Annotated in this window: 18 protein-coding genes and 1 tRNA gene; 12 read left to right on the forward strand and 7 right to left on the reverse strand. The window is 63.7% G+C overall.

All coding sequences use genetic code 11. The features are described 5' to 3' along the window. Positions 1-59 precede the first annotated feature (59 nt). The gene (locus JQ575_RS24480) at positions 60-572 is read right to left on the reverse strand and encodes a L,D-transpeptidase (RefSeq protein ID WP_212035715.1); all 513 of its coding nucleotides are present in this window, start codon (positions 570-572) and stop codon (positions 60-62) included. Positions 573-994: 422 nt separating this feature from the next. Between JQ575_RS24480 and JQ575_RS24485 the strand changes: the two genes are divergently transcribed. After that, complete coding sequence (locus JQ575_RS24485) at positions 995-1,828, forward strand: DUF6600 domain-containing protein (RefSeq protein WP_212035716.1); 834 nt, start codon at positions 995-997, stop codon at positions 1,826-1,828. 13 nt (positions 1,829-1,841) lie between these two features. Continuing rightward, on the forward strand, positions 1,842-3,368 hold the full coding sequence (locus JQ575_RS24490) for a DUF6600 domain-containing protein (RefSeq protein ID WP_212035717.1): 1,527 nt from the start codon (positions 1,842-1,844) through the stop codon (positions 3,366-3,368). A 262-nt stretch (positions 3,369-3,630) separates the two neighbouring features. Here JQ575_RS24490 and acs read toward each other — a convergent pair whose 3' ends face one another. Then, positions 3,631-5,583 carry an acetate--CoA ligase gene (gene acs, locus JQ575_RS24495; RefSeq protein WP_212035718.1) on the reverse strand — a complete coding sequence of 651 codons (1,953 nt, stop codon included), beginning with the start codon at positions 5,581-5,583 and terminating at the stop codon, positions 3,631-3,633. A 373-nt stretch (positions 5,584-5,956) separates the two neighbouring features. Between acs and JQ575_RS24500 the strand changes: the two genes are divergently transcribed. Next, a complete protein-coding gene (locus JQ575_RS24500) occupies positions 5,957-7,138 on the forward strand; it encodes a DNA topoisomerase IB (RefSeq protein ID WP_212035719.1) in 1,182 nt (393 codons plus the stop codon). Positions 7,139-7,237: 99 nt separating this feature from the next. Here the strand turns inward: JQ575_RS24500 and JQ575_RS24505 are convergent, their stop codons facing one another. From JQ575_RS24505 to tsaD, 4 genes are all read right to left on the reverse strand, one after another. Beyond that, positions 7,238-8,557: a GGDEF domain-containing protein gene (locus JQ575_RS24505; RefSeq protein ID WP_212035720.1), complete on the reverse strand. Its 1,320-nt coding sequence runs from the start codon at positions 8,555-8,557 to the stop codon at positions 7,238-7,240. A 250-nt stretch (positions 8,558-8,807) separates the two neighbouring features. Further along, entirely contained in the window at positions 8,808-9,221 is a 414-nt protein-coding gene (locus JQ575_RS24510; RefSeq protein WP_212035721.1) for an EVE domain-containing protein, read from the reverse strand. Beyond that, positions 9,222-10,202 carry an NAD(P)H-dependent glycerol-3-phosphate dehydrogenase gene (locus JQ575_RS24515; protein WP_212035722.1) on the reverse strand — a complete coding sequence of 327 codons (981 nt, stop codon included), beginning with the start codon at positions 10,200-10,202 and terminating at the stop codon, positions 9,222-9,224. It abuts the gene before it with no gap. 2 nt (positions 10,203-10,204) lie between these two features. Then, the gene (gene tsaD / locus JQ575_RS24520) at positions 10,205-11,278 is read right to left on the reverse strand and encodes a tRNA (adenosine(37)-N6)-threonylcarbamoyltransferase complex transferase subunit TsaD (protein WP_212035782.1); all 1,074 of its coding nucleotides are present in this window, start codon (positions 11,276-11,278) and stop codon (positions 10,205-10,207) included. 145 nt (positions 11,279-11,423) lie between these two features. On the opposite strand from tsaD, the gene JQ575_RS24525 reads away from it, so the two are divergent. The 8 genes from JQ575_RS24525 to JQ575_RS24560 all read left to right on the forward strand — a co-directional run bounded on the left by JQ575_RS24525 (position 11,424) and on the right by JQ575_RS24560 (position 18,946). After that, positions 11,424-12,170 (forward strand): uroporphyrinogen-III synthase, encoded by a 747-nt coding sequence (locus tag JQ575_RS24525; RefSeq protein ID WP_212035723.1) that lies wholly within the window; start codon positions 11,424-11,426, stop codon positions 12,168-12,170. Positions 12,171-12,223: 53 nt separating this feature from the next. Then, positions 12,224-13,501, forward strand: coding sequence for a COG4223 family protein (locus JQ575_RS24530; protein ID WP_212035724.1), 1,278 nt, complete (start codon positions 12,224-12,226; stop codon positions 13,499-13,501). A gap of 8 nt (positions 13,502-13,509) precedes the next feature. Next, complete coding sequence (locus tag JQ575_RS24535) at positions 13,510-15,282, forward strand: heme biosynthesis protein HemY (protein ID WP_212035725.1); 1,773 nt, start codon at positions 13,510-13,512, stop codon at positions 15,280-15,282. Positions 15,283-15,376: 94 nt separating this feature from the next. Then, positions 15,377-15,452 (forward strand) — tRNA-Thr (locus JQ575_RS24540). A 222-nt stretch (positions 15,453-15,674) separates the two neighbouring features. Beyond that, positions 15,675-16,067, forward strand: coding sequence for a DUF4145 domain-containing protein (locus tag JQ575_RS24545; protein WP_212035786.1), 393 nt, complete (start codon positions 15,675-15,677; stop codon positions 16,065-16,067). Further along, complete coding sequence (locus tag JQ575_RS24550) at positions 16,009-17,304, forward strand: type I restriction endonuclease (protein WP_249166873.1); 1,296 nt, start codon at positions 16,009-16,011, stop codon at positions 17,302-17,304. The genes JQ575_RS24545 and JQ575_RS24550 overlap by 59 nt, the downstream gene beginning before the upstream one ends. A 206-nt stretch (positions 17,305-17,510) precedes the next feature. Next, entirely contained in the window at positions 17,511-18,335 is an 825-nt protein-coding gene (locus JQ575_RS24555; RefSeq protein WP_212035726.1) for a hypothetical protein, read from the forward strand. 134 nt (positions 18,336-18,469) lie between these two features. Beyond that, positions 18,470-18,946 carry a hypothetical protein gene (locus tag JQ575_RS24560; RefSeq protein WP_212035727.1) on the forward strand — a complete coding sequence of 159 codons (477 nt, stop codon included), beginning with the start codon at positions 18,470-18,472 and terminating at the stop codon, positions 18,944-18,946. Between the two features lie 83 nt (positions 18,947-19,029). Here the strand turns inward: JQ575_RS24560 and JQ575_RS24565 are convergent, their stop codons facing one another. Next, positions 19,030-20,049, reverse strand: a complete 1,020-nt coding sequence (locus JQ575_RS24565) for a polysaccharide deacetylase family protein (RefSeq protein ID WP_212035728.1) — start codon at positions 20,047-20,049, stop codon at positions 19,030-19,032. 211 nt (positions 20,050-20,260) lie between these two features. Here JQ575_RS24565 and JQ575_RS24570 point away from each other — a divergent pair, with 211 nt between their 5' ends. Next, entirely contained in the window at positions 20,261-20,539 is a 279-nt protein-coding gene (locus tag JQ575_RS24570) for a hypothetical protein (RefSeq protein ID WP_212035729.1), read from the forward strand. Positions 20,540-20,576 lie beyond the last annotated feature (37 nt).

Below are 20,576 nucleotides of genomic sequence, written 5' to 3' on the forward strand. Positions count from 1 at the left end.
GGAATCTCAAGATTCCGGGTTCGATGCTTCGCATCGCCCCGGAATGACGGAGACTGGTATCAGCGCGTCACCGTCACCTGCGTGCCGACCGAGACGCGCTGGTACAAATCGGTGATGTCAGCGTTGAGCATGCGGATGCAGCCATAAGAGACAAAGCCGCCGACCGAGCCCGGTGCGTTGGTGCCGTGGATGGCGTATTCGCCGCCGGCCAGCGTCATCGCCGCGACGCCCATCGGGTTGCTCGGCGAACCGCCGGGAATGACGTTGGGCATGTTCGGCTTGTCGCGCTTCACTTCGGCGGGCGGCGACCATGCCGGGTTCTGATACTTGCCGTCGATGCGGGTGGTGCCTTCCCACTGCTTGCCGGCGCGGCCGACGCCGACCGGATAGCGCACGGCGCGGCCCTGATCGAGAATGAGATAGAGGCGGCGCTCGCCGGTCTTCACGACGATCGTACCCGGCGTGTAATCGCCGCGGACGCCGACGATCTCCGGCCGCGCTTCTGCCGCCGACGACATCAAAATGCTCGCACCGATGGTGGCGGCCAGCGCCACCGCAATCCTCATCGACATCAATTTCTCCCGCCCACTCGCCCCCGTCAGGGGGTCCTCAAATGCCAACGCAAACCTATCAGAAATAGTGGTTTGCCGTCTCACCCACGCATTTTTAACCGCGTGTCTTAACCGGATGGTTTCCAAGCCGGCCGTGAGACCCGTTTCGATGGCGGAACCAAAGGAAATGTTGGAATTAAAGTAAATGACTTGAAAACAACACTCGTCTGGAAACGTCCCGGGGAGCGGTCGCCGCCCTGACGATCGCGTGAGCCGGCCAGGTCCGGGCGGCAGGGGCCTCGCCCAAAGGAGCGGCAGCAAGGGCGTCGGGCGGTATCGGGCCCCCAAACATGACGAAAAATTAAACCGGGAGCCCCGAACGCGGCGTCGCGACGACGCGGCTACTGGCTGCGGCCCATTTCCGGGGCGCAGGAGTTCGTCCCATGCGAGCGCTGGTTGAGATCATTTTGCTGCGCCGAGGCGTCCGCGCCGGCGGCGGTCGCCTCACAGCAATACTGGCCGCATTGCTGCTGGGGCTATCAGTGCTTTCGGCGAGCGCCGTGGCGCAACCCTCCTACGATGTGAGGGAGGAAGTTCGCGACGAACCGGTGCAGGCCGAAGCCCGCGCGGTGCTGTCGCAGTATGGACGCTTCGTTCAGCACGCCCGCTTCGGCGAGGTGTGGGTGCCGACGGTGACGCCGCGAGGCTGGCATCCCTACCCGCCGTGCCAATGGGTCAAGACCAAACAATATGGCTGGTACTACGACGACAAGACGCCGTGGGGCCAGATCGTGCACCACTATGGCCGCTGGTTCTGGGATCAGCAGATCGGCTGGGCCTGGGATCTCGGTTCGGAGTTCAGCCCCGGTTGGGTGGTGTGGCGGTCCAGCGCCGAATGGACCGGCTGGGCGCCGATGCCGCCGGACCAGGCGTTCCCCAACATGTCGTCCGATCAGTTCAACAACAGCGATCAGTGGATTTTCGTCGAGACCGCGAAGTTCAACGCGGGTTGCGACGCGACGCAGATCGCTCCGGTCGAACGCATTCCGGTAATTCTGCGCCAGACCAAATGGATCACGGCGTACGAATTCGTCGACGGCATCGTCGTCATCGTGCTGCCGCCTTACCTGATCGGGCCGTTCGTCCATGTGCAGATCGGATTGGGTCCGTGGCCGGCGTGGTTCATGGTCCAGATGATGAAGAACTCCAATTTCGTATGGCAGAAGACGTTGAACGCCAACGTCGCGCAAGTCTGCGCGCCGTCGAACGCGAAGTGAGGGAGCAATCATCATGACCCTCGCTCGGAAAATCTCGATCAACACCAGGACGATGCTCACGGCGATGTTCGTCGCAGCGCTTGCCGTCCTCGTGCTGTCAGCATCGGCGCCATCAGCCTTCGCACAAGCGCCCGCGCAGAGCTCTGCCCAAGACTCTGCGAACGTCGTGCCACAGCAAAGCGCGGCCAAGATGCAGGACGAATTCCGCGGCGTGCTCACGCAGTACGGACGCTTTGTCCAGCACGCCAAATACGGAGAGGTGTGGATTCCCACGGTGACGCCGCAGGGCTGGCGTCCCTATCCGCCCTGCAACTGGGTCAAGACCCCAAAATATGGCTGGTACTACGACGACAAGACGCCGTGGGGCGCGATCGTCCATCACTATGGTCGCTGGGTGTCGGACGCACAGCTTGGATGGATATGGACGCCGGGTGCGGAGTTCAGCCCGGGTTGGGTTGTCTGGCGCACGTCGCCGGAATGGGTCGGCTGGGCGCCGATGCTGCCGGACCAAGACGTCCAGACGGTTTCCACCGCCGACTTCAGCAGCGCTGCTTACTGGATCTTTGTCGAGACGCAGAAGTTCGCGCAAGGCTGCGACGGCGCGGCGCCGCCGCAGCAGATCCCGGTGCTGCTGACGCAGACGACCTACGTTACCGACGTCAGGCTCGTGTATGGAATCACTGTGATCGTGTTGCCGGGATACGTGGTCGGCCCGTGGATCGATATCGACATCTTCTTCTCGCCGTGGCCGGCCTGGTTCCTGGCGCAGAATTTGATCGACTGGAATTTCATCTGGAACAACCTCGCCGTCATGAGCGCGGTGGCTCCGGACTGCCCGCCGGTGAGCCCGAAGCAGGGCGGCGGAGCAAAACCGTTGCCGGTCCACAACCCCGTGTCGCCGCTGCCGCCGCGTCTTGATCAGCCGATCGACAATGGTCCGCCTGTCGTCATCGTGGTCCCGCCGGTGTGCCCGCGCGGCACAATCATGGATCATGGTGTGTGCCGGTTGCCGGATTTCTGCCGCCCGGGAATGGTGCGGGTGGGCAATCTGTGCGTCCTCCCGACGAGGCCCGATCCGTTGCCGAAGCCGCCGGTGACCGAAAATCCCTGCGCCGGGCTCACCGGCGTTGCGCTGCGGCGCTGTATCCACGCGCACCGGCCACATGGCGGTGACGGCAAACCGCCGGTGACGGGCCCGGTTACGGGTACCGGCGACGGCCGGCCGGTCGGCAATCCACCGTCGTCGAACGGCGGCCATACCGGACACAACCCGATTGGCGGCGCATCCGGGGCAGGCAAACCTGAAGTGCGGATTCCGAACGTGATCCGACCCAATGGTTTGGGTGACAATGTGCGGATCAAGGAGCCGGTGCAGTTGCCGAACCGGCTGCCGCCAACGACCTCAGCGCCGCAGCGGCCGAATCCCAGTCCGGTGGTGATGGCGCCGAGCGGCGGCCTCAACAAGACGACCGTGGGCTCCGCGCCGCAGACGTCGCATCGGCCGGTCACGTTGCCGGAGAGAAAGACGCTCGGACGGTGAGTGCAGACTGAAATGAAAAAGGCTCCGGTTATCCCGGAGCCCTTTGTATTGATTGCAGCCCTCCCACAGACGTCATCCCCGCGCAACGGCTTTGCCGTTGTCGCTGGAGGTGCGAGCGAAGCGAGCCTCGAAGGATGGGCCACGGGCCGTCTATCCTTCGAGGCGCGCAAGAGCGCGCACCTCCGGAGCGAACGCAATTGCGTTCGTCCGGGGATGACGGGTGTCAGAGCGAGTTAGCTGCTGCAGCCTAACTCGCCACGCGCTACGCCCCCGCGCCCTTCTTGTTCTGCCGGTTGTGCACGAGATCGTCGACCACGGCAGGATCGGCCAGGGTCGAGGTATCGCCGAGGCTCGACGGTTCGTCCTCGGCGATCTTGCGCAGGATGCGGCGCATGATCTTGCCGGAGCGCGTCTTCGGCAGGCCCGGGGCGAACTGAATGAGATCCGGCGAAGCGATCGGGCCGATGTCCTTGCGCACCCAAGCCACCAGTTCCTTGCGCAGCGCTTCGGTCGGCTCCTTGCCGGTCATGAGCGTCACATAGGCGTAGATGCCCTGGCCCTTGATGTCGTGGGGATAGCCGACCACGGCAGCTTCCGAGACCGCCTCATGCGCGACCAGCGAGCTTTCGACCTCCGCGGTGCCCATGCGGTGGCCTGACACGTTGATGACGTCGTCGACGCGGCCGGTGATCCAGTAATAGCCGTCGGCGTCGCGGCGGCAGCCGTCGCCGGTGAAGTACTTGTTCTTGTAGGTCGAGAAATAGGTCTGCTCGAAACGGGCGTGGTCGCCATAGACCGTGCGCATCTGGCCCGGCCAGGATTTGGCGAGGCAGAGATTGCCTGAGGTTTCGCCGTCCAGCACCTTGCCGTCGGCATCGACGATCTCGGGCACCACGCCGAAGAACGGCCGCGTCGCTGAACCGGGTTTAAGTTTTGTCGCGCCCGGCAGCGGCGTGATCAAAATGCCGCCGGTCTCGGTCTGCCACCAGGTGTCGACGATCGGGCAACGCTCGTCGCCGACCACGCGGTGATACCATTCCCAGGCTTCCGGATTGATCGGCTCGCCAACCGAGCCGAGCAGACGCAGACTCTTGCGCGAGGTTTTCTTCACCGGCTCGTCGCCGCCCTGCATCAGCGCGCGGATCGCGGTCGGCGCGGTGTAGAAGATGTTGACCTTGTGCTTGTCGATGACGTTCCAGAACCGCGAATTATCCGGATAGTTCGGCACGCCTTCGAACATCAGCGTGGTAGCGCCGTTCGCCAGCGGTCCATAGAGGATGTAGCTATGGCCGGTGACCCAGCCGACGTCGGCGGTGCACCAGTAGATGTCGCCGTCGTGATAGTCGAACACGTATTGATGCGTCATCGACGCGAAGACGAGATAGCCGCCCGAAGTGTGCAGCACGCCCTTGGGCTGGCCGGTGGAGCCTGATGTATAGAGGATGAACAGCGGATCTTCCGCGTGCATCGGCTCGCACGGGCATTCCGTCGTCACCATCTTGGCGGCTTCGTGATACCAGAAGTCGCGGGTCGGATTCATGTCCACTTTGCCGCCGGTGCGCTTGACGACGACGATCCAGTCGACGCCGCCGCTCTTGGCGATTGCGGCATCGACATTGGCCTTGAGCGGCACCTTCTTGCCGCCGCGCAGGCCTTCGTCGGCGGTGATGACGACCTTGGACTGGCAGTCGGTGATGCGCTGGGCGAGGCTGTCAGGCGAGAAGCCGCCGAACACCACCGAATGAATGGCGCCGATCCGCGCGCAGGCCAGCATCGCATACGCCGCTTCCGGGATCATCGGCAGGTAGATGGTGACGCGGTCGCCCTTCTTGACGTTCCTGGTGCGCAGGATGTTGGCCATCTTGCAGACTTCGTCGTGCAGCTGGCGGTAGGTGATATGTTTGGACTCATTGGGATCGTCGCCCTCCCAGATGATCGCGGTCTGGTCGCCGCGCTTGTCGAGGTGGCGGTCGATGCAGTTCCAGGCGACGTTCAGGACGCCGTCCTCGAACCATTTGATCGAGATGTTGCCGGGAGCGAAGGAGGCGTTCTCGACCTTATGGAACGGCTTGATCCAGCCAATCCGCTTGCCCTGTTCGGCCCAGAAGGCATTGGGGTCGGCGACCGAGCTCGCATACATCGCGCGATATTTGGCGTCGTCGATCAAAGCGCGCTTCGACCAGTCTGCCGACACGTCGTAAATCTTCTCGGACATTTTCCCCTCCGCTGATTGCGAGCCCTACCCGTAAGCGGTCGCAAGCCGTCTTGATTATTACGATGATTAGGCGTCGCAGGGGGCCCGGACAAGGCGGAAACATCTGCGACCTTGGTCGGTTCCCGCGCTCCCGCAGCGCCCCGGCCGGCCCGGTCGGGCCATCACTTTCGCGTTTGGGTGCGACCCAAAATCAACGTTATCGCGCGAATGGCTCCCATGACCGGTATCTAATAACCGGTAATCGCGGAATCGGGACTCGCAAAGGGGTTCGTTACCCCCTAAATGGCGTTTCCGGGGTGACAGGGCCCCGCCGGAACCAAGCCGTATCAAGCGGCATTACCGGAAGAACAGGCGGAGCAGGACAACGACGGTCATGATGGATCAGGTGAATTTCGAGGCTACGCGGCCCAATTCCGCTGATCCTGCCGTCGCTTTGGCAGAGGCGCTTGGCCAATTGCCGAAAGCGCCGCTGAAGGCGCCCGCCAAGATCCCCTCGCCGAAAGAAAAGCTCGCCAAGCATGAGCCGAAGATTACCGTCGAGTCGCTGGCGCAGGAACTCGGCCTCAAGCTCGGCGACCAGAACGAGCTGACGATCCGCCGCGTCAAGCGTGGCAAGACCTATTCATTTGTTCGCGCCAACGGCACGGCGATCCGCCACGCCGGCACGATCCGGCGCCTGAACTCGATGGCGGTGCCGCCGGCCTATCAGCAGGTGCGTTATTCTCCCGATCCGACCTCGCATCTTCAGGCGGTTGGCGTCGATGCCGCCGGCCGGCTGCAATACCGCTACCACGCCGATTGGGAAAAGGTCCGCGAGCAGCGCAAGGCCCATCGCCTGGCGCGCCTGGTGGCGGCCTTGCCGAAGATCCGCCGCAACGTCTCGATGCATCTGTCCGGCGACGAGCCGACGCGCGAGTTCGCGCTCTCGGCCGTGATCGAACTGATCGCGCGCACCGCGATCCGGCCGGGCAACGAATCCTACGCGCGATTGAACGGCACCCGCGGCGCCACCACGCTGCTGAAGTCCAACGTCACGCTGGAAGACGACAATCTGGTCCTGACCTTCAAGGCGAAGGGAGGCAAGGCCGTGCGCAAGGAATGCGACGCGGCCAAGCTCGTGCGCGCGATCGGCATCCTGCGTAGCGTGCCGGGCAAGCGCATGTTCCAGTATCGCGACAATTCCGGCACCGTGCGTACCGTCTCGACGACGACCGTGAACGGCTTCCTGCGCGAAATCGCCGGCATCAAGATTTCGCTGAAGGATTTTCGTACCCTGATGGCCTCGGCCGTGGTGCTGGAATCGCTGTCGCGGATTTCCCCGGCGGCCAGCGCCCGCGGCCGCAAGAAGCAGGTGCTGGAGGCGGTTCGGGCTGCTGCCGACGAACTGTCGAATACGCCGGCGATCTGCCGCAAGAGCTACGTCCACGATACCATCGTCACCGCCTTCGAGGACGGCATCCTCGAGCGCTTCGCGGCGACGATGAAGGGCTACCGCTCTCAGTCGAAGCGCGAAGCGCTGCTGGCGCAAGTGGTGACGGCTGCCGCGGCGGCGTAGTCGCGGCTGCCGCAGGGTGGGCAAAGCGAAGCGTGCCCACCATTTGCGATAATCACATGAGATAGATGGTGGGCACGGCGCAAAGCGCCTTTGCCCACCCTACACGCGCAGCCTCGGCTGCACGGCAACGGCCTGCGCGTCACGCGCGTCCTCGCCGGCCGTATGCGCATTCGACAAAAACACAATATTCCTGCCGCCGCGCTTGGCGTCGTAGAGGGCGTCGTCAGCCCATTTGGCGACCATTTCAGGTGCGGCACCTTCCTGCGCGAACGCAATGCCGAGGCTGATCGTCACCACGCAGGTCGAATCGTTGGCGGGATGGATTCCGGGATTGACGATGCCGAGCGCCTCCACCGCGCCGCGGATGCGTTGCGCGATCGTCCAGGCCAGATCGGGCGTGGCATGCGCGAGAACGACGAGGAATTCCTCGCCGCCATAGCGGAACACTGCATCGAGGCCCAACCGGACCGAGTCCTCGATCGTATCCGCCACCCGCCTGATGCAGGCGTCGCCAGCGGCGTGGCCGGCGGTATCGTTCAAGTGCTTGAACAGGTCGATGTCGGCCATGATGAACGCGATGCTGGCTTTCGGGACCGTCGGGTCGCGCCAGAGCCGGTCGATCAGATCGGTCGCCGAACGGCGATTGCCGAGGCCGGTGAGCGGGTCGCGCGTCGCCAGTATTTCCAATTGATGGTTGGCGCGCCTCAGCGCGTCGCTGCGATACTGGTTGCGCAAGGACAACAAGAAGGCCTTTTGACCGAGGATCGACTGGGTCTTGCGCGCGATCGTCGCCGCATACATGCCCATCGCATAGAAGATCGACGTTCCGATTGCTTCCTTGGATTCGATCGCGGGATTGAATACCTCAAAGCCGAAGAAGATCCCGATCGAGCAGATCATCAAAGACAGCGTCCAGATATAGTCGACGCTGAACACCACGATCGCGATCGTGTTGACGTACATGATGCAGGTGAGGAAGCGCTCGTAATTGCCGCCGGCCGCCACCGCGAGGAAGCCGTAAGCAATCATGACTGATGTCATCAACAGCAGCAGCGACAGGCCTTCGACCTCGGCGCTGCGCGGCTTTCGCCAGACCAGATAGGCACAGCCGTGCATCGCCGGAACCAGCAGGCCGCTGATGACGGTGGTGTGCATGATGAAGTCGGGCGCGAGCAGGTAGCTGATCGGAACGAACGCCATGCTGATCAGCCCGACCCAGACCATCCACGCGCGCGCGATCTTGCTGCGTTGCGGCCAGTCCTTCCTGCGATACGCGCGAACCATCTCGGGAGAAAACCGGATGTCCCGGGTGCGCTGGGACAGCAGCCGCTCGGTCTCGGCTTCGAGCGCCGGCGTCACGAGCACGTCCGCCGCGTCGTCGAGCGGCGTCGCGTTCAGGCTGCTGGAACCCGATCTCAAGGCGTATCTCTCCCGCTGGCGTGCTTGCCGCACGTCCAGGAGTTAGCGCCCGAAATGCTAAATTTCCCCTGCAAAAGCGATCGGGGAGGATTACGGGATAAGGAATGGTTAAGTTCCTAGATCGCGGTGCTCCAATACCTTTCAGTGGCGGTCCCGATACTTTGCATGGGGTTGTTTTCGCGATTTTGTGTCCGGCCCCGCCAGGTTCCGCCGATAGCGCGTCGGCACAGCGCGCAGCTTCCGAGAGGCGTTACATTCCGCCCATCTTGCAGACCATCTTCCATTCGTCCGCGGTGACCGGCTGCACCGACAGCCGCGAATATTTCACTAGCGCCATCGCGGCGAGTTTCTTGTCGGCCTTGATCGCGGCCATTGTCACCGGGGTCTTCAGCGGCTTGTCGGCCTTGATGTCGACGCAGACGAACTTTCCGGTCTTGTCGGTCGGATCGGGATAGGCCTCCTTGATGATCTCCGCGATGCCGACGATCTCCTTGCCCTCGTTGGAGTGGTAGAAGAAGGCGCGGTCGCCTTTCTTCATGGCCACGAGATTCTGCCGCGCGGTGAAATTGCGCACGCCGGTCCAGGCTTCGCCCTTGGCGCCCTTTGCAACCTGCATATCCCACGACCACACCGAGGGCTCGGACTTCACCAGCCAGTACGCCATTTATTCCTCCGCCTTGAACGGCCGCGTCAGCAGGCCCTCGATCGCGGCATCGATCGTCACCTTGCCGGCCAGGATCGCCGCGACCGCATTTGATACCGGCATGTCGACATTTTGCGAAGCCGCCAGCTCGATCAGCACGGGCGCGGTGAATGCGCCCTCCGCAAGCTTGTCGCGCGCGGGTTGCTCGCCGCGCCCGAGCGCGATGCCGAGCGCGAAATTGCGCGATTGCAGGCTGGAGCAGCTCAGGATCAGGTCGCCCAATCCGGAAAGCCCCGCCAGCGTTTCGGGACGCGCGCCGCAGGCGCGGCCGAGCCGGGCCAGCTCGCTGAAGCCGCGCGTGGTCAAGGCAGCCAGCGCCGAGGCGCCGAGCTTGCGTCCTTCAACGATACCGGCCGCGATCGCCAGCACGTTCTTCGCCGCCCCGCCGATCTCGACGCCGCGGATATCTGTGGTGTGATAGGGCCGGAAGGTGGCTGAACCGAGCGCCTGCACCAGCGCGATCGCCAGCGCTTCGTCCTTTGCCGCCAGCGTCACGGCGGTCGGAAGTCCGCGCGCCACATCGTCGGCAAAGCTCGGTCCCGACAGGATCGCAGGTATCGCGTCGGGGGCGGCTTCCGCGATCACTTCGGTCATGAATTTATGCGTGCCGCGCTCGATGCCCTTGGCGGTGGCGATCACCGGCGTCGCCTTCTTCAGATGCGGCGCCAGCGCCAGGGCCGCTTCGCGCAAATTCTGCGCGGGCGTTGCGATCAGGATAATGTGGGCGCCGGCCGCGGCCGCGATGCGGTTGGTGATTTCGATGCGCTGATCAAGGCGCATGCCCGGCAGCCGCGGATTGGCATGCGCCATCTTCATCTGCGCGGCGTTTTCGGCGTTGCGTGCATAGAGGATGACATCGCGGCCCGCGCGCGCCGCGACGGCCGCAAGCGCCGTGCCCCAGGCGCCCGCGCCGATCACCGCGACGGTGTTCTCAGACGGCATCTCTAAAATCCCGCCCTGGTGTTGGCGTAGCCCACTGGCGCCGCGGCATTGGCATCGAGCAGCCAGCGCGCGCGCGGCGGCGCATCCATCGTATCGGTCAGTCCGAGCGCCATCCGCTCGGCGCCGGCCCAGGCGATCATGGCGCCGTTATCGGTGCAGAGCGCCGGCGGCGGAATGATCAGCGTGGTCTGCGCTTTCGCCGCCACATCCTGCAGGGCGTCGCGGATCGCGTGATTGGCGGCGACGCCGCCGGCCGCGACCAGCGCGCGCGGCGGACCGAATTGCTCGTGGAACAGCCGCAGGCCGACGCTCAATCGATCGGCGGTGGATTCCAGCACCGCGGCCTGGAAACTGGCGCAGAGATCGCTGACATCCTGCGGCTCCAACGGCATCATCCGGCTGGCCTCGTTGCGCACGGCGGTCTTCAGTCCCGACAGCGAGAAATTCGCATCCGGCCGCCCGAGCATCGGGCGCGGAAACGCAAATCGTTTTGGATCGCCGCCGGCGGCCGCGCGCTCGACCTCCGGCCCGCCGGGATAAGGCAGCGACAGCATCTTTGCGACCTTGTCGAAGGCTTCGCCCATGGCGTCGTCGACGGTGGTGCCGAGGCGGACATATTTGCCGACGCCGACGACCGCCACGATCTGGGTGTGACCACCCGAGGCAAGGAACAGGCAATAGGGAAACGCCAGCGCGCAGGTCAGCCGCGGCGTCAGCGCGTGGGCCTCGAGATGGTTGACCGCGATCAGCGGCGTGTCGTGCACCATCGCGATCGCCTTTGCGGTGGTGAGGCCGACGATCACCCCGCCGATCAGGCCGGGACCCGCGGCGGCCGCGACCGCCGACAATTGCGCGTAGCCGATGCCGGCCTCTTTCATCGCGCTATCGACAATGCCGTCGAGCAGATCGACATGGGCGCGCGCCGCGATTTCCGGCACCACGCCTCCGAAGCGGGCGTGCTCGTCGGTCTGCGAGCGCACGATATTGGACAGGATCCGGCCGCTGCCGTCGCTCGCCCGCTCGATCACCGCCGCCGCGGTCTCGTCGCAGGTGGTCTCGATACCCAGCACCAGCATCGGCGTGTCGTTATCCAATTTGATCCCTTGCGTATCAGGTCAAAACAACGCTTCCGTAACCCGGTAGCATTACGAGGTCGCTAGGTGCAATCGCCGGCTAAAGCCGAAATATTTTGCGCCAAGACATTTTTTGGAGATCTGAGGCATGGCCGTTCTCGTCACGCGCCCGCATCCGGACGATGAGGCCACCGCCACCGCCCTTCGCACCCGGGGGTTTGAAGTGCTCCGGGCGCCGATGCTGCGATTTGAGGCGGTGCCGTTCCATGACGATGCCGATGCCCGTTACGGCGCCATCATCGTCACGTCAGCCAATGCGCTGCGCGCCATCGCGCCGCATCTGGCCGATAGCCGGCTGTTGAAACTGCCGCTGTTCGCGGTCGGTGAACACACCGCCTCGGCCGCCCGCGACGCTGGTTTCAGCGAGGTGATCGCGGCCAGGGGCGACGCCGGCGCGCTGCGCGATCTGGTGCTGGGAGCTGTGAAATCGAAGCAACTGAAGAAAGCCAGCACGCTGCTCTATCTGGCCGGCGCCGATCTCGCGCGCGATCTCGCGGGCGAATTGGGCGAGAAGGGATTTACCGTCGTGACGCACACGACCTACCGGATGATTCCGGCGTCCAGCCTGCCGCAGGAAATATGTGACGCTTTCGTGGCGAACCGGGTCGAGGCGGTACTGCATTATTCTCGCCGCAGCGCGCGCGCCTTTCTGAACGCGGCGCGGTCGGGCGGTGTCGAAATATCGGCGCTGGCGCTGCCACAATGCTGCATTTCCGCGGCCGTTGCCGCCGTCCTGCGCGATGCAGGCGCGACGCAGGTCACGGCGGCCGCCCAGGCCGACGAAAATGCCTTGTTCGAGGCTTTGAGCCGTGCTTTGCGGACCCGATTGGCCTAACCCCGTCCGATTCTGCTAGGTTCAGGGTAACTCACGCTAAGGGAACCGCTGCGATGGTCGACGACAGGCCCGGAAATCAGGGATCAGTGCCCGAATCGGAGCGGCCCAAGCGCGAGCCGCCGACGATCGATCTCGAGGCGTCCGAAGTGACCAGCGAGACCGCGAAAGCAGGCGATACAACGAGGGCGGATACCGCGGCGCCCGAGACCGCAGCGTCTGAGACCGTGGCTTCTGAGGCCGCAGCGTCTGAAGCCGCGGCGGCCGACACCGAGACTGCAACCGCGGCGGAACCGGCGCCGCAACCTGTGCCTGCGTCGGCGCCCGTCTCGCCCTGGATCGTTGCGCCCGTCTCCGGCGCGGTGGCGGCCGCGCTCGTGATCGGCGTCGGCTGGATGCTGGGCTGGCCCGCCGTTCAGCCGGCGGCAGCACCTCCTGCGCCGCAACTCAACGCCGCGCTCGACGGTCTCACCACGCGTGTCGCAGGCCTGGAGACGAAAACCAGCAAGCCTCCCGCGCCGGTGGCCGATCCCGCTTCCCTGGCACGGATTGATACGCTGGAAAAATCACTCACCGCGCTGCGCGGCGAACTCGCAACCGCGCGCACGCAGAACGAAAAACTTGCTTCCGCCGTCAACGAGGTGAAATCCGCACCGCGCGCCGACGGCGCACCCGCAGACGCGCCCGATCTTTCCGGGATCAACGAACAGATCGCGAAGATTGAAAGCGCCGTACAGGCGCAGGCCGCGGAGATCGCGCAGCAAGGCAGCAAGATCGCCGACAAGCCGGTCGATACGAAACCTGCCGACGATCTGCCGCTGCGCCGCGTGGTGGCGGCGGCGTTGCTCGATGTTCTCGTTCGAACCGGCGATCCCTATCCGGCGGCGCTGACCACCGCGAAAGCGCTGGCGCCCAACGCCGAAGCGCTGAAGGCGCTCGAGCCGTTCGCGGCAACGGGCGTGCCGAGCGCCGGCAAGCTCTCGGGCGAATTACTGACGCTGGTGCCGAAATTGTCGCCGGCGTTGCCGCAGGACACCGCCACGACTGGTTCGGGCATCGTCGAGCGGTTGCAGGCCGGCGCCGCCAAACTGGTCCGCATCGAACGCACCGATGTCGCAGGCAATGACCGCGGCGCGGTGGTAGCGCGGGCGACCGCGGCGGCGTTGCGCAACGATGCCAATGAAGCGCGACGCGAACTGAAAACGCTGGCGCCGGCCGATCGTGCCCTGGCGCAAGCCTGGCTCGACAAGGCCGACGCGCGCGATGCCGCGCTGGCCGCCTCCCGTCAATTTGCGGCCGACGCCATGGCCGTGCTCGGCAAACCGGCGCAATAAGGAATCCGATGGTCCGGATCATTCTGTTTCTGTTGTTGATCGCGCTCGGAGCATGGGGCGCGGCCTGGGTTGCTGAACAGCCCGGCGATGTCGTGCTGTTGTCGGGCAATCTGAAGATATCGACCACACTGCCGAGGTTCGTGGCGGGGCTCGGCATCGTCATCGTTGCGGCCGTCATGCTGTGGGCGATCCTGCGCGGATTGTGGCGCACGCCGGCGCGTCTGCGTCGCAATCGGCGCGAGAAGCGTCACGCTCGCGGCCGCCACGCGATCACGCAAGGATTGCTCGCCATCGGTCACGGCGATTCCACCGCCGCCCGCGCGCATGCCGAAGTCGCGCGGCGCCATGCGGCAGAGGATCCGCTGGCGCTGCTGCTGGAAGCGCAATCGGCGCAGCTCGATGGCGATCGCGAAGGCGCGCAGCGCGCTTTCCACGCCATGGCCGAGCGTGAGGATACGCGACTGCTCGGCCTGCGCGGCCTGTTCATCGAGGCGCAGCGCGCGGATGATCCCGTCGCCGCCGTGATGGTCGCCGAGGAAGCGCTGAAACTGTCGCCGTCATCGTCATGGGCGTCGCATGCCGTGCTCGGCTTCTGCTGCGCCAAGAGCGACTGGACCGGCGCGCTCCGCATCCTCGACAACAACCAATCCTCGGGGCTGATCGACAAGGCGACCTATCGCCGTCACCGCGGCGTGCTGCTGACGGCGCGTGCGCTCGAACTGGAGAAGGTCGATCGCGATCTCGCGCGTCAAAGCGTGATGGAGGCGGTCAAGCTGGCGCCGACGCTGGTGCCGGCCGCGGTGCTCGCGAGCAAATTTGAAAGCGAGGCGCATCAGGTGCGGCGTTCGATGCGCCTAGTCGAAACCGCGTGGCTGGCGCAGCCGCATCCTGATCTCGCCGATGCCTATGCCCATGTGAAGCTCGGCGATTCCGCGCGCCAGCGGCTGGTGCGCGTCGAAACGCTGGCGGCGAAAGCGCCCGGCCATATCGAGGGCGCGCTCGCGATCGCGCGCGCCGCGATTGACGCCTCCGAATTTACCAAAGCGCGCGAAGCGCTGGCGCCGTTCATGACAGCCCCGACGCAGCGCGTGGCGCTGCTGATGGCGGAGATCGAGCGCACCGAACATGGCGACAGCGGCCGGGCGCGGGCGTGGACCTTGCGCGCGGTGCGCGCGCTGCACGATCCGGCCTGGACCGCGGATGGCTATGTCAGCGATCGCTGGCGGCCTGTCTCGCCGGTCACCGGCCGCCTCGACGCCTTCCAGTGGCAGACGCCGGTCGCGGCCTTGCCGTCCGACAAGGGCCCCGCCATCGAATCCTCGCCATTCGAAGAGGCGATGCTGGCGACGCCGCGCCGCGCGGTCGTGCTCGAGCCGCCGGCTCCAGCCCCGGTCGAAAGCGCGCCGGCGGAACCGGCAGCACCCGTCGCGCCGGAGCCTGTTGTCGCGCCCGCAGCCGCGGCCGCCCAGGACAACGCGCCGCCGGCCGCCAGCGTCGAACCGGAACCGGCCCCTGCCGCGGAGCCTGAGCCGGCACCCGCACCGGCCCCGCCGCCCGCCCAACCGGCGCCAGCCGTCGCCGCGCCACTGTTTCGCGCCCGCCAGGACATCCCGAAGGCGGTTCCGGCGCCGATTCCGGCCGTGATTCCCATTGTCCGGGCGCCGGACGACCCGGGAATCGACGAGGACGGCCCTCCGGACGAATTCGCCCAGCAAATCGGCCCGCCCAAGGCCCAGGCCGGCGGCTGGCGGGGATTTTTGTCACGCTGGGGCGGGGAGTAGGCCCGGGGGCTGCGTTTTTCTTGCCAAGCCGGGCGCTGCCCGATATCAGGTGGCACGCGTTTTCGGCCCAGTTGCCGAACGCTTCGTCTGGTCCGCCGCAATAGCTCAGTTGGTAGAGCACGTCATTCGTAATGACGGGGTCACAGGTTCGAGTCCTGTTTGCGGCACCAGTCAACTATTTGAAATTGTTTGACTTACCTTGACCATTAAGTCGAAGCTTCGCGTGCCGAGTTTAAATGGAACCACCGCGTAACCACGGCAGGTTGGTGACCCGGCAACACGGCAAATAGGAAGCTTAGTGCCATCATCTTTTTTTCTAAGCTCTTTCGGGGTGTGACCCGCTCGCCAAGCTTTCCAAAAGCATGCAATCTGCGGCAGGGGCTGCTCACTGCATGACACCTACGGTTAACTTCGGCTTTTTGTCTACCCACGATCCAATGCTGGTTCAGCTTGGGGGACAGGCGGAGCGTTACTTCAGAGACGACCCTGCCATTTCATTATTCAAGCTCCGGCAGTTTGCTGAACTCCTCTCGAAAATCATGGCTGCGCGGCACGCTCTATATCGTGATGAGCGCGAGACGTTCGAGGAGACACTCCGAAAGCTCTATTTTGCAAATGTGATGCCTAAGGAAACGGCTGACGTTTTTCATTTTCTGCGCAAGGTTGGAAACACGGCTGTTCATGAGGCGAGAGGAACCCATTCGGACGCTCTCGCGGCCTTAAAATTTGCTCGACAGCTCGCAATTTGGTTTCACCGGACCTTACGGCAAGCAGTCGAACTTTAAGCCGGGACCCTTCGTTCCTCCACCAGAGCCGACTGATAGTACGGCGGAGCTTAAGGCAAGCATTGAAATCCTACAGCGAAGAATCGCTGACATTGAGAAGGCTTCTGAGCAGGCGAGGCGAGCCGCCGCCGAACATGCGAGCGCCCTCGAAAGTGCAGAGGAACGTCTAAGGCGCGAAGCCGAAGAGCGTGCGGTATGGGAAAGTCTTGCTCAAGAATTAGAAGTGGACAAAGTTCGACTTACCAATCGTCTGGCAGAGCTTCAGAAACCGCCGCCCGCGGCGTTTCAGGAAAGCGTGGCGCGGGATGCCCTCGTTCCGCGTCCGCGTCTTTCGGACGGAAACTTCTCGTCGTTTCCAAAGAGGCTTTCGGAATTGTCCAATTCCTTGAGGCTCAACAAAGCGACGGAATCAATCGCTGACCAGGATCAGGTTGCCGAGAGACTTTCCGCGTTACAAATCGAAGCCGAGAAAGTCCCGAAGACCGAAGTGCAAGCGCTTGTCGACCGAGGAGAGCGCGCTGCCGCTCAATACGATCTCGACGAGTCCGCGACACGGGCATTGATCGACCAGCAACTTCGGGATCGCGGATGGGAAGTCGACTCCAAGGCGCTTCGCTATGCTGAGGGGTCACGCCCTGTCAAAGGGCACAATCTAGCAATAGCAGAATGGCCCACGAAAAGCGGACCCACCGATTATGCCCTATTCTGTGGACTCACGCTGGTTGCCGTTGTTGAGGCAAAGCGCAAACGTAAGAATGTATCCGCAGCGATAGATCAAGCAGAGCGCTATTCGGTTGGGTTGGTCGAAAGCGCCGACTTCGTGTTCGCTGGTGGACCTTGGGCAGATCACCGTGTGCCCTTCGTCTTCGCAACAAACGGTCGCTCCTATCTAAAGCAGATTGAGACCGAGAGCGGCATCTGGTTCCGGGATACGCGCCGTGCCGCCAATCATCGCCGTGCACTTGTCGATTGGCCCACGTCTGACGGCCTTGGGGGCCTCCTTGCCATCGATCAGGATGCCGCCACACAAGCCCTCAAAACCCTTGGGACTGTGATCAAAGGCAAGCCGTCCAGCCCCGCCCAAGTCTTTACGATTGTCATGGAATCGATGTGTGGCTACGACTTCAATCGTGTGCTTGGGAAGACACTGACAGTGCCCGTGGATGTTGATGACGACGGACGCATGACTACGGGCTTCTGCCACATGATAGATGTTAACGACCCCAAGCGGCGCTGAATTTGATGACCTGCCGTTAACCCTTCATTAACCATGTCGGCGCACCCTGCGCTGTCCCTTCTGGAAACGAGTGTGCGGCGATAAGCCGTCTCCGCTGTCCCGGTGACGGCTTTGCCATTCCGAACCGTGGAGTAGAGCCATGTCTGAACCGGGCAAGGTGCAACTGGGGGTAAATTTGCTTTCCGCATTCACATCGACAATTGCCGTTGCCCTGGTCTTGGGCTTGCCAATGGCGGTCGCTATTATCTGGCTTTGCTCCTGATTTCTTCGCCTGGCCAGAGGGCAAGGCAGTGTTTGACTGGTGGAAATCGAAAAAGCCTTCGACGAAGTCCGCCGACCAGGGGCGCGCTGGCGGATCGCACGCGATCCTTGAAGAAATACGTAGCCGCGTTCCGCGATACCTCGACGATGCCGATAACGGCAAACTGATCTATCCGGCCTGCAAGCGGGCGCTTTCGGATCTGGATGGCGATATCGGCTCGGTCTGGGATCACACCCGACTCGAAGCGATGCGGTATGTGACGATGGTGCCAAGCCCGCAATTCGAGTTGCTGACCGGTGCGGAACGCCAGATCGAGATGATGAACGCCTACTTGTTTCAGCGCCCTCACGACGAGACCGTGATCGATTTCACTGGAGCTGCGACGACCGATTTTGCGATTGCTATTTTGGCCGGACTCAATTGGCTGACACATTGCGCCCAATTGTCCGGCGTTGAACCCAGCAAGCAGTCCGGCACGATTCGTAACTTTCGAAGGATTGTCACGTTGGCGCACCAATGGTGGCTCACCGAGGGAGCCGGCGAACGCGCCAGCCAATTGCTTGATAATGGCGAGCAGCCACCGCTGATGTTCTATTTGATTTGGAACGACTATACGCAACTCGCCAAGCACGTCGCGGCAGCCACCGTGTTTGGATCGTCCGCCAACCGTGCAGCAAAGCTGGTTGCACTTCCCGCCGGCCTCATTCCCCGTTTTGAGGCCGCGCAAGATCCGCTGGAGCTGGCCGACGACGCAGCACGGCCCCGCTAGTGGTTTGCGCGCCGACTGATTCGAATGCTGCTTGCGGCCGCCCCCGCGCACCGCACGTCCTTGCGTGACCTATCTCACATAACGATCCGCGGTCCTCGCCTAGTTTTCCCGCCACCAAAAACGGGAGAGACATCATGCGCAAAATCATTCTGATCGCAGGGTTCGTTTTGGCGTCTGCCGCCGCGCACGGAGGGGACAACCGGAGCCTCTCGCTGGCCGGAAGCGGCCTGCAGACGACTGCCCCGGCACCCGCCGCCAAGGCAAACACAGTTTCGCAGACCGCCGAAGCCCCGCGCGTTGCGGAAGTCCCGCAGGCAGCCGAAGCGCCAAAGGCGGACGCGCCGAGGACCGAGGCTCCGAGATATGTCGAGCGTCCCGCGATCGTCGAAGCCAAGCCTGACCGGTATCGCGACGAGCCGCGGTACAAGGACGAGCCCCGTTACAAGGACGAGCCGCGATATCGCGACGAACCGCGCTACAAGGATGAGCGGCAATACTTGGACTCGCGTCGATATGATGATGGTCCGCGATACGACAAGCCCCGCAGGTCACGCTACTGGACCGAACGGCGTATCATCAACGCGCTGCATCGACACGGCATTTACTGGTAATTCCAGAAAGCAAAACGCGCCCGCGGGATTGAGCCGGGGCGCGTTTTTGTTGTGGGCTTGACGCCGGCGGCGCCGACGCCTGACTACTCCTGAGCCGTCTGCACCACGCTGGCGATCGGGCGGCTGGCGACGGTCGGGACCTTGAGGTCCTTGACCAGCATCGCGTCATACTCGGCCAGGGTCTCGAGCTGCGCCTTGGCCTTCATCAGCACGACCTTGTAGCCACCGGCCTTGAGGCGGCGCAGCAGCGTCGGCAAGGCGGTCGCCGTATGCTTCTGCAGGTCGTGCATCAGGATGACGCCCTTGCCCTGCTTGTCGAGCTTGGTCATGACGTTCTGGATCACCTGGTCGGGACCCGAGGATTTGAAGTCGTTGGAATCGACGTCGACCGAGAACATCGAGATGTTTCGCGTACCGAGATAGGCCAGCGTGGGTTGGGTGTGTCCGAGCCCGGGGAAGCGGAAGAACGGCGCGGGTGCAGCGCCGATCGCCATCTTCACGGCACTAAAGCCCTTCTCGATCTCTTCCTTGGCCTGCGCTTCCGTCATTTTCTTGCTGTCGAGATGCGCGTGCGACCAGGTGTGCGAGCCGACGGTGTGTCCGGCGACGAAAACCTGGCGGAGGATTTCCGGATGATAAGTCGTGTGCTTGCCGACCGGGAAGAATACCGCCTTGGTGCATTCGTCCGCCAGCGCCTTCAGCACTGCAGGGGTGGTCGGCCACGGACCGTCATCGAAGGTCAGCACGACCTCTTTCTCGGTCAGGAAGTCGAACTGCTTGTATTGCAGGAAGCCGAACCCCGGTCCGCCCGTGGTGTCGATAATGACCGTGCGGCTGACGCCGAGCGCATCGGGATTGGCGCAAACCGGTTTTGCGGCCACCGGCGCAGCAGGTGCGGGCGGCGGGGCCGGTTTCGTGAGCGAAGCCGTTACCTCGACGTCATCCTTCGGCTTGGCAGCGGTGGCCGGTAACGGCTCGGCCTTGCGGGCGGCGACAGTTTGAGGGGCCGCATCAGCGCGCGGCGAAGAGGTCCAGAACCAAACACCGGCGATCACAGACGCCGAAACAACAGTGGCCAGCATCAGGCCTAACGCATTACGCATCGCTACACTTTCCACATAACGCAAGGGACACAACGCAACGGGCCATTAATGCCAATAAGGTCTTAACGCCTCCCCAACACGGCGCCGGGAGCCCAAGAAAGTTAGGGGCTTATCTCTGTGTGATGGACGTCACAGCGGGGTCGGGAACCCGGGTGCATGGTGCGGTCATCAACAACGGGCCCCGCATCCGCGGCGCCAATGGGAGCCGAAAATGACCGCTTTCTTCACCACCGTTCGCAACGTCAGTGTCGTGCTGGCCGTTGCCGCCTCGCTTTCCGCAGTTACTTCGACCGCGAGCTATGCCTTCAGCGAAGAAGCCCGCTCGCAGTGCACGGGCGATGCCTTCCGCCTCTGCAGCTCCGAAATCCCGAACATTCCGAAGATCACCGCCTGCATGGTCAAGAATCGCGCTAATCTTTCCGGCGGTTGCCGCGCCGTGATGGACCGCGATTTCGCCGCGCAGAAGTCCAGCAAGGTCGCCGCGCAATAATCCCATTCCGCCTCGGCTCTCGAAAAGCGCTTGCGTC

Source organism: Bradyrhizobium sp. JYMT SZCCT0428, assembly GCF_018131075.1.
GTDB lineage: Bacteria > Pseudomonadota > Alphaproteobacteria > Rhizobiales > Xanthobacteraceae > Bradyrhizobium.

Bases quoted from the DNA above. Each gene is read 5' to 3' on its own strand.
- JQ575_RS24490 (WP_212035717.1), top strand. From the start codon at position 1,842: ATGACCCTCGCTCGGAAAATCTCGATCAACACCAGGACGATGCTCACG.
- JQ575_RS24510 (WP_212035721.1), bottom strand. From the start codon at position 9,221: ATGGCGTACTGGCTGGTGAAGTCCGAGCCCTCGGTGTGGTCGTGGGAT.
- JQ575_RS24535 (WP_212035725.1), top strand. From the start codon at position 13,510: ATGGTCCGGATCATTCTGTTTCTGTTGTTGATCGCGCTCGGAGCATGG.
- JQ575_RS24480 (WP_212035715.1), bottom strand. From the start codon at position 572: ATGTCGATGAGGATTGCGGTGGCGCTGGCCGCCACCATCGGTGCGAGC.
- JQ575_RS24545 (WP_212035786.1), top strand. From the start codon at position 15,675: ATGACACCTACGGTTAACTTCGGCTTTTTGTCTACCCACGATCCAATG.
- JQ575_RS24525 (WP_212035723.1), top strand. From the start codon at position 11,424: ATGGCCGTTCTCGTCACGCGCCCGCATCCGGACGATGAGGCCACCGCC.
- JQ575_RS24570 (WP_212035729.1), top strand. From the start codon at position 20,261: ATGACCGCTTTCTTCACCACCGTTCGCAACGTCAGTGTCGTGCTGGCC.
- JQ575_RS24560 (WP_212035727.1), top strand. From the start codon at position 18,470: ATGCGCAAAATCATTCTGATCGCAGGGTTCGTTTTGGCGTCTGCCGCC.
- JQ575_RS24530 (WP_212035724.1), top strand. From the start codon at position 12,224: ATGGTCGACGACAGGCCCGGAAATCAGGGATCAGTGCCCGAATCGGAG.
- JQ575_RS24485 (WP_212035716.1), top strand. From the start codon at position 995: ATGCGAGCGCTGGTTGAGATCATTTTGCTGCGCCGAGGCGTCCGCGCC.
- JQ575_RS24565 (WP_212035728.1), bottom strand. From the start codon at position 20,049: ATGCGTAATGCGTTAGGCCTGATGCTGGCCACTGTTGTTTCGGCGTCT.
- JQ575_RS24515 (WP_212035722.1), bottom strand. From the start codon at position 10,202: ATGCCGTCTGAGAACACCGTCGCGGTGATCGGCGCGGGCGCCTGGGGC.
- JQ575_RS24500 (WP_212035719.1), top strand. From the start codon at position 5,957: ATGATGGATCAGGTGAATTTCGAGGCTACGCGGCCCAATTCCGCTGAT.
- tsaD (WP_212035782.1), bottom strand. From the start codon at position 11,278: ATGCTGGTGCTGGGTATCGAGACCACCTGCGACGAGACCGCGGCGGCG.
- acs (WP_212035718.1), bottom strand. From the start codon at position 5,583: ATGTCCGAGAAGATTTACGACGTGTCGGCAGACTGGTCGAAGCGCGCT.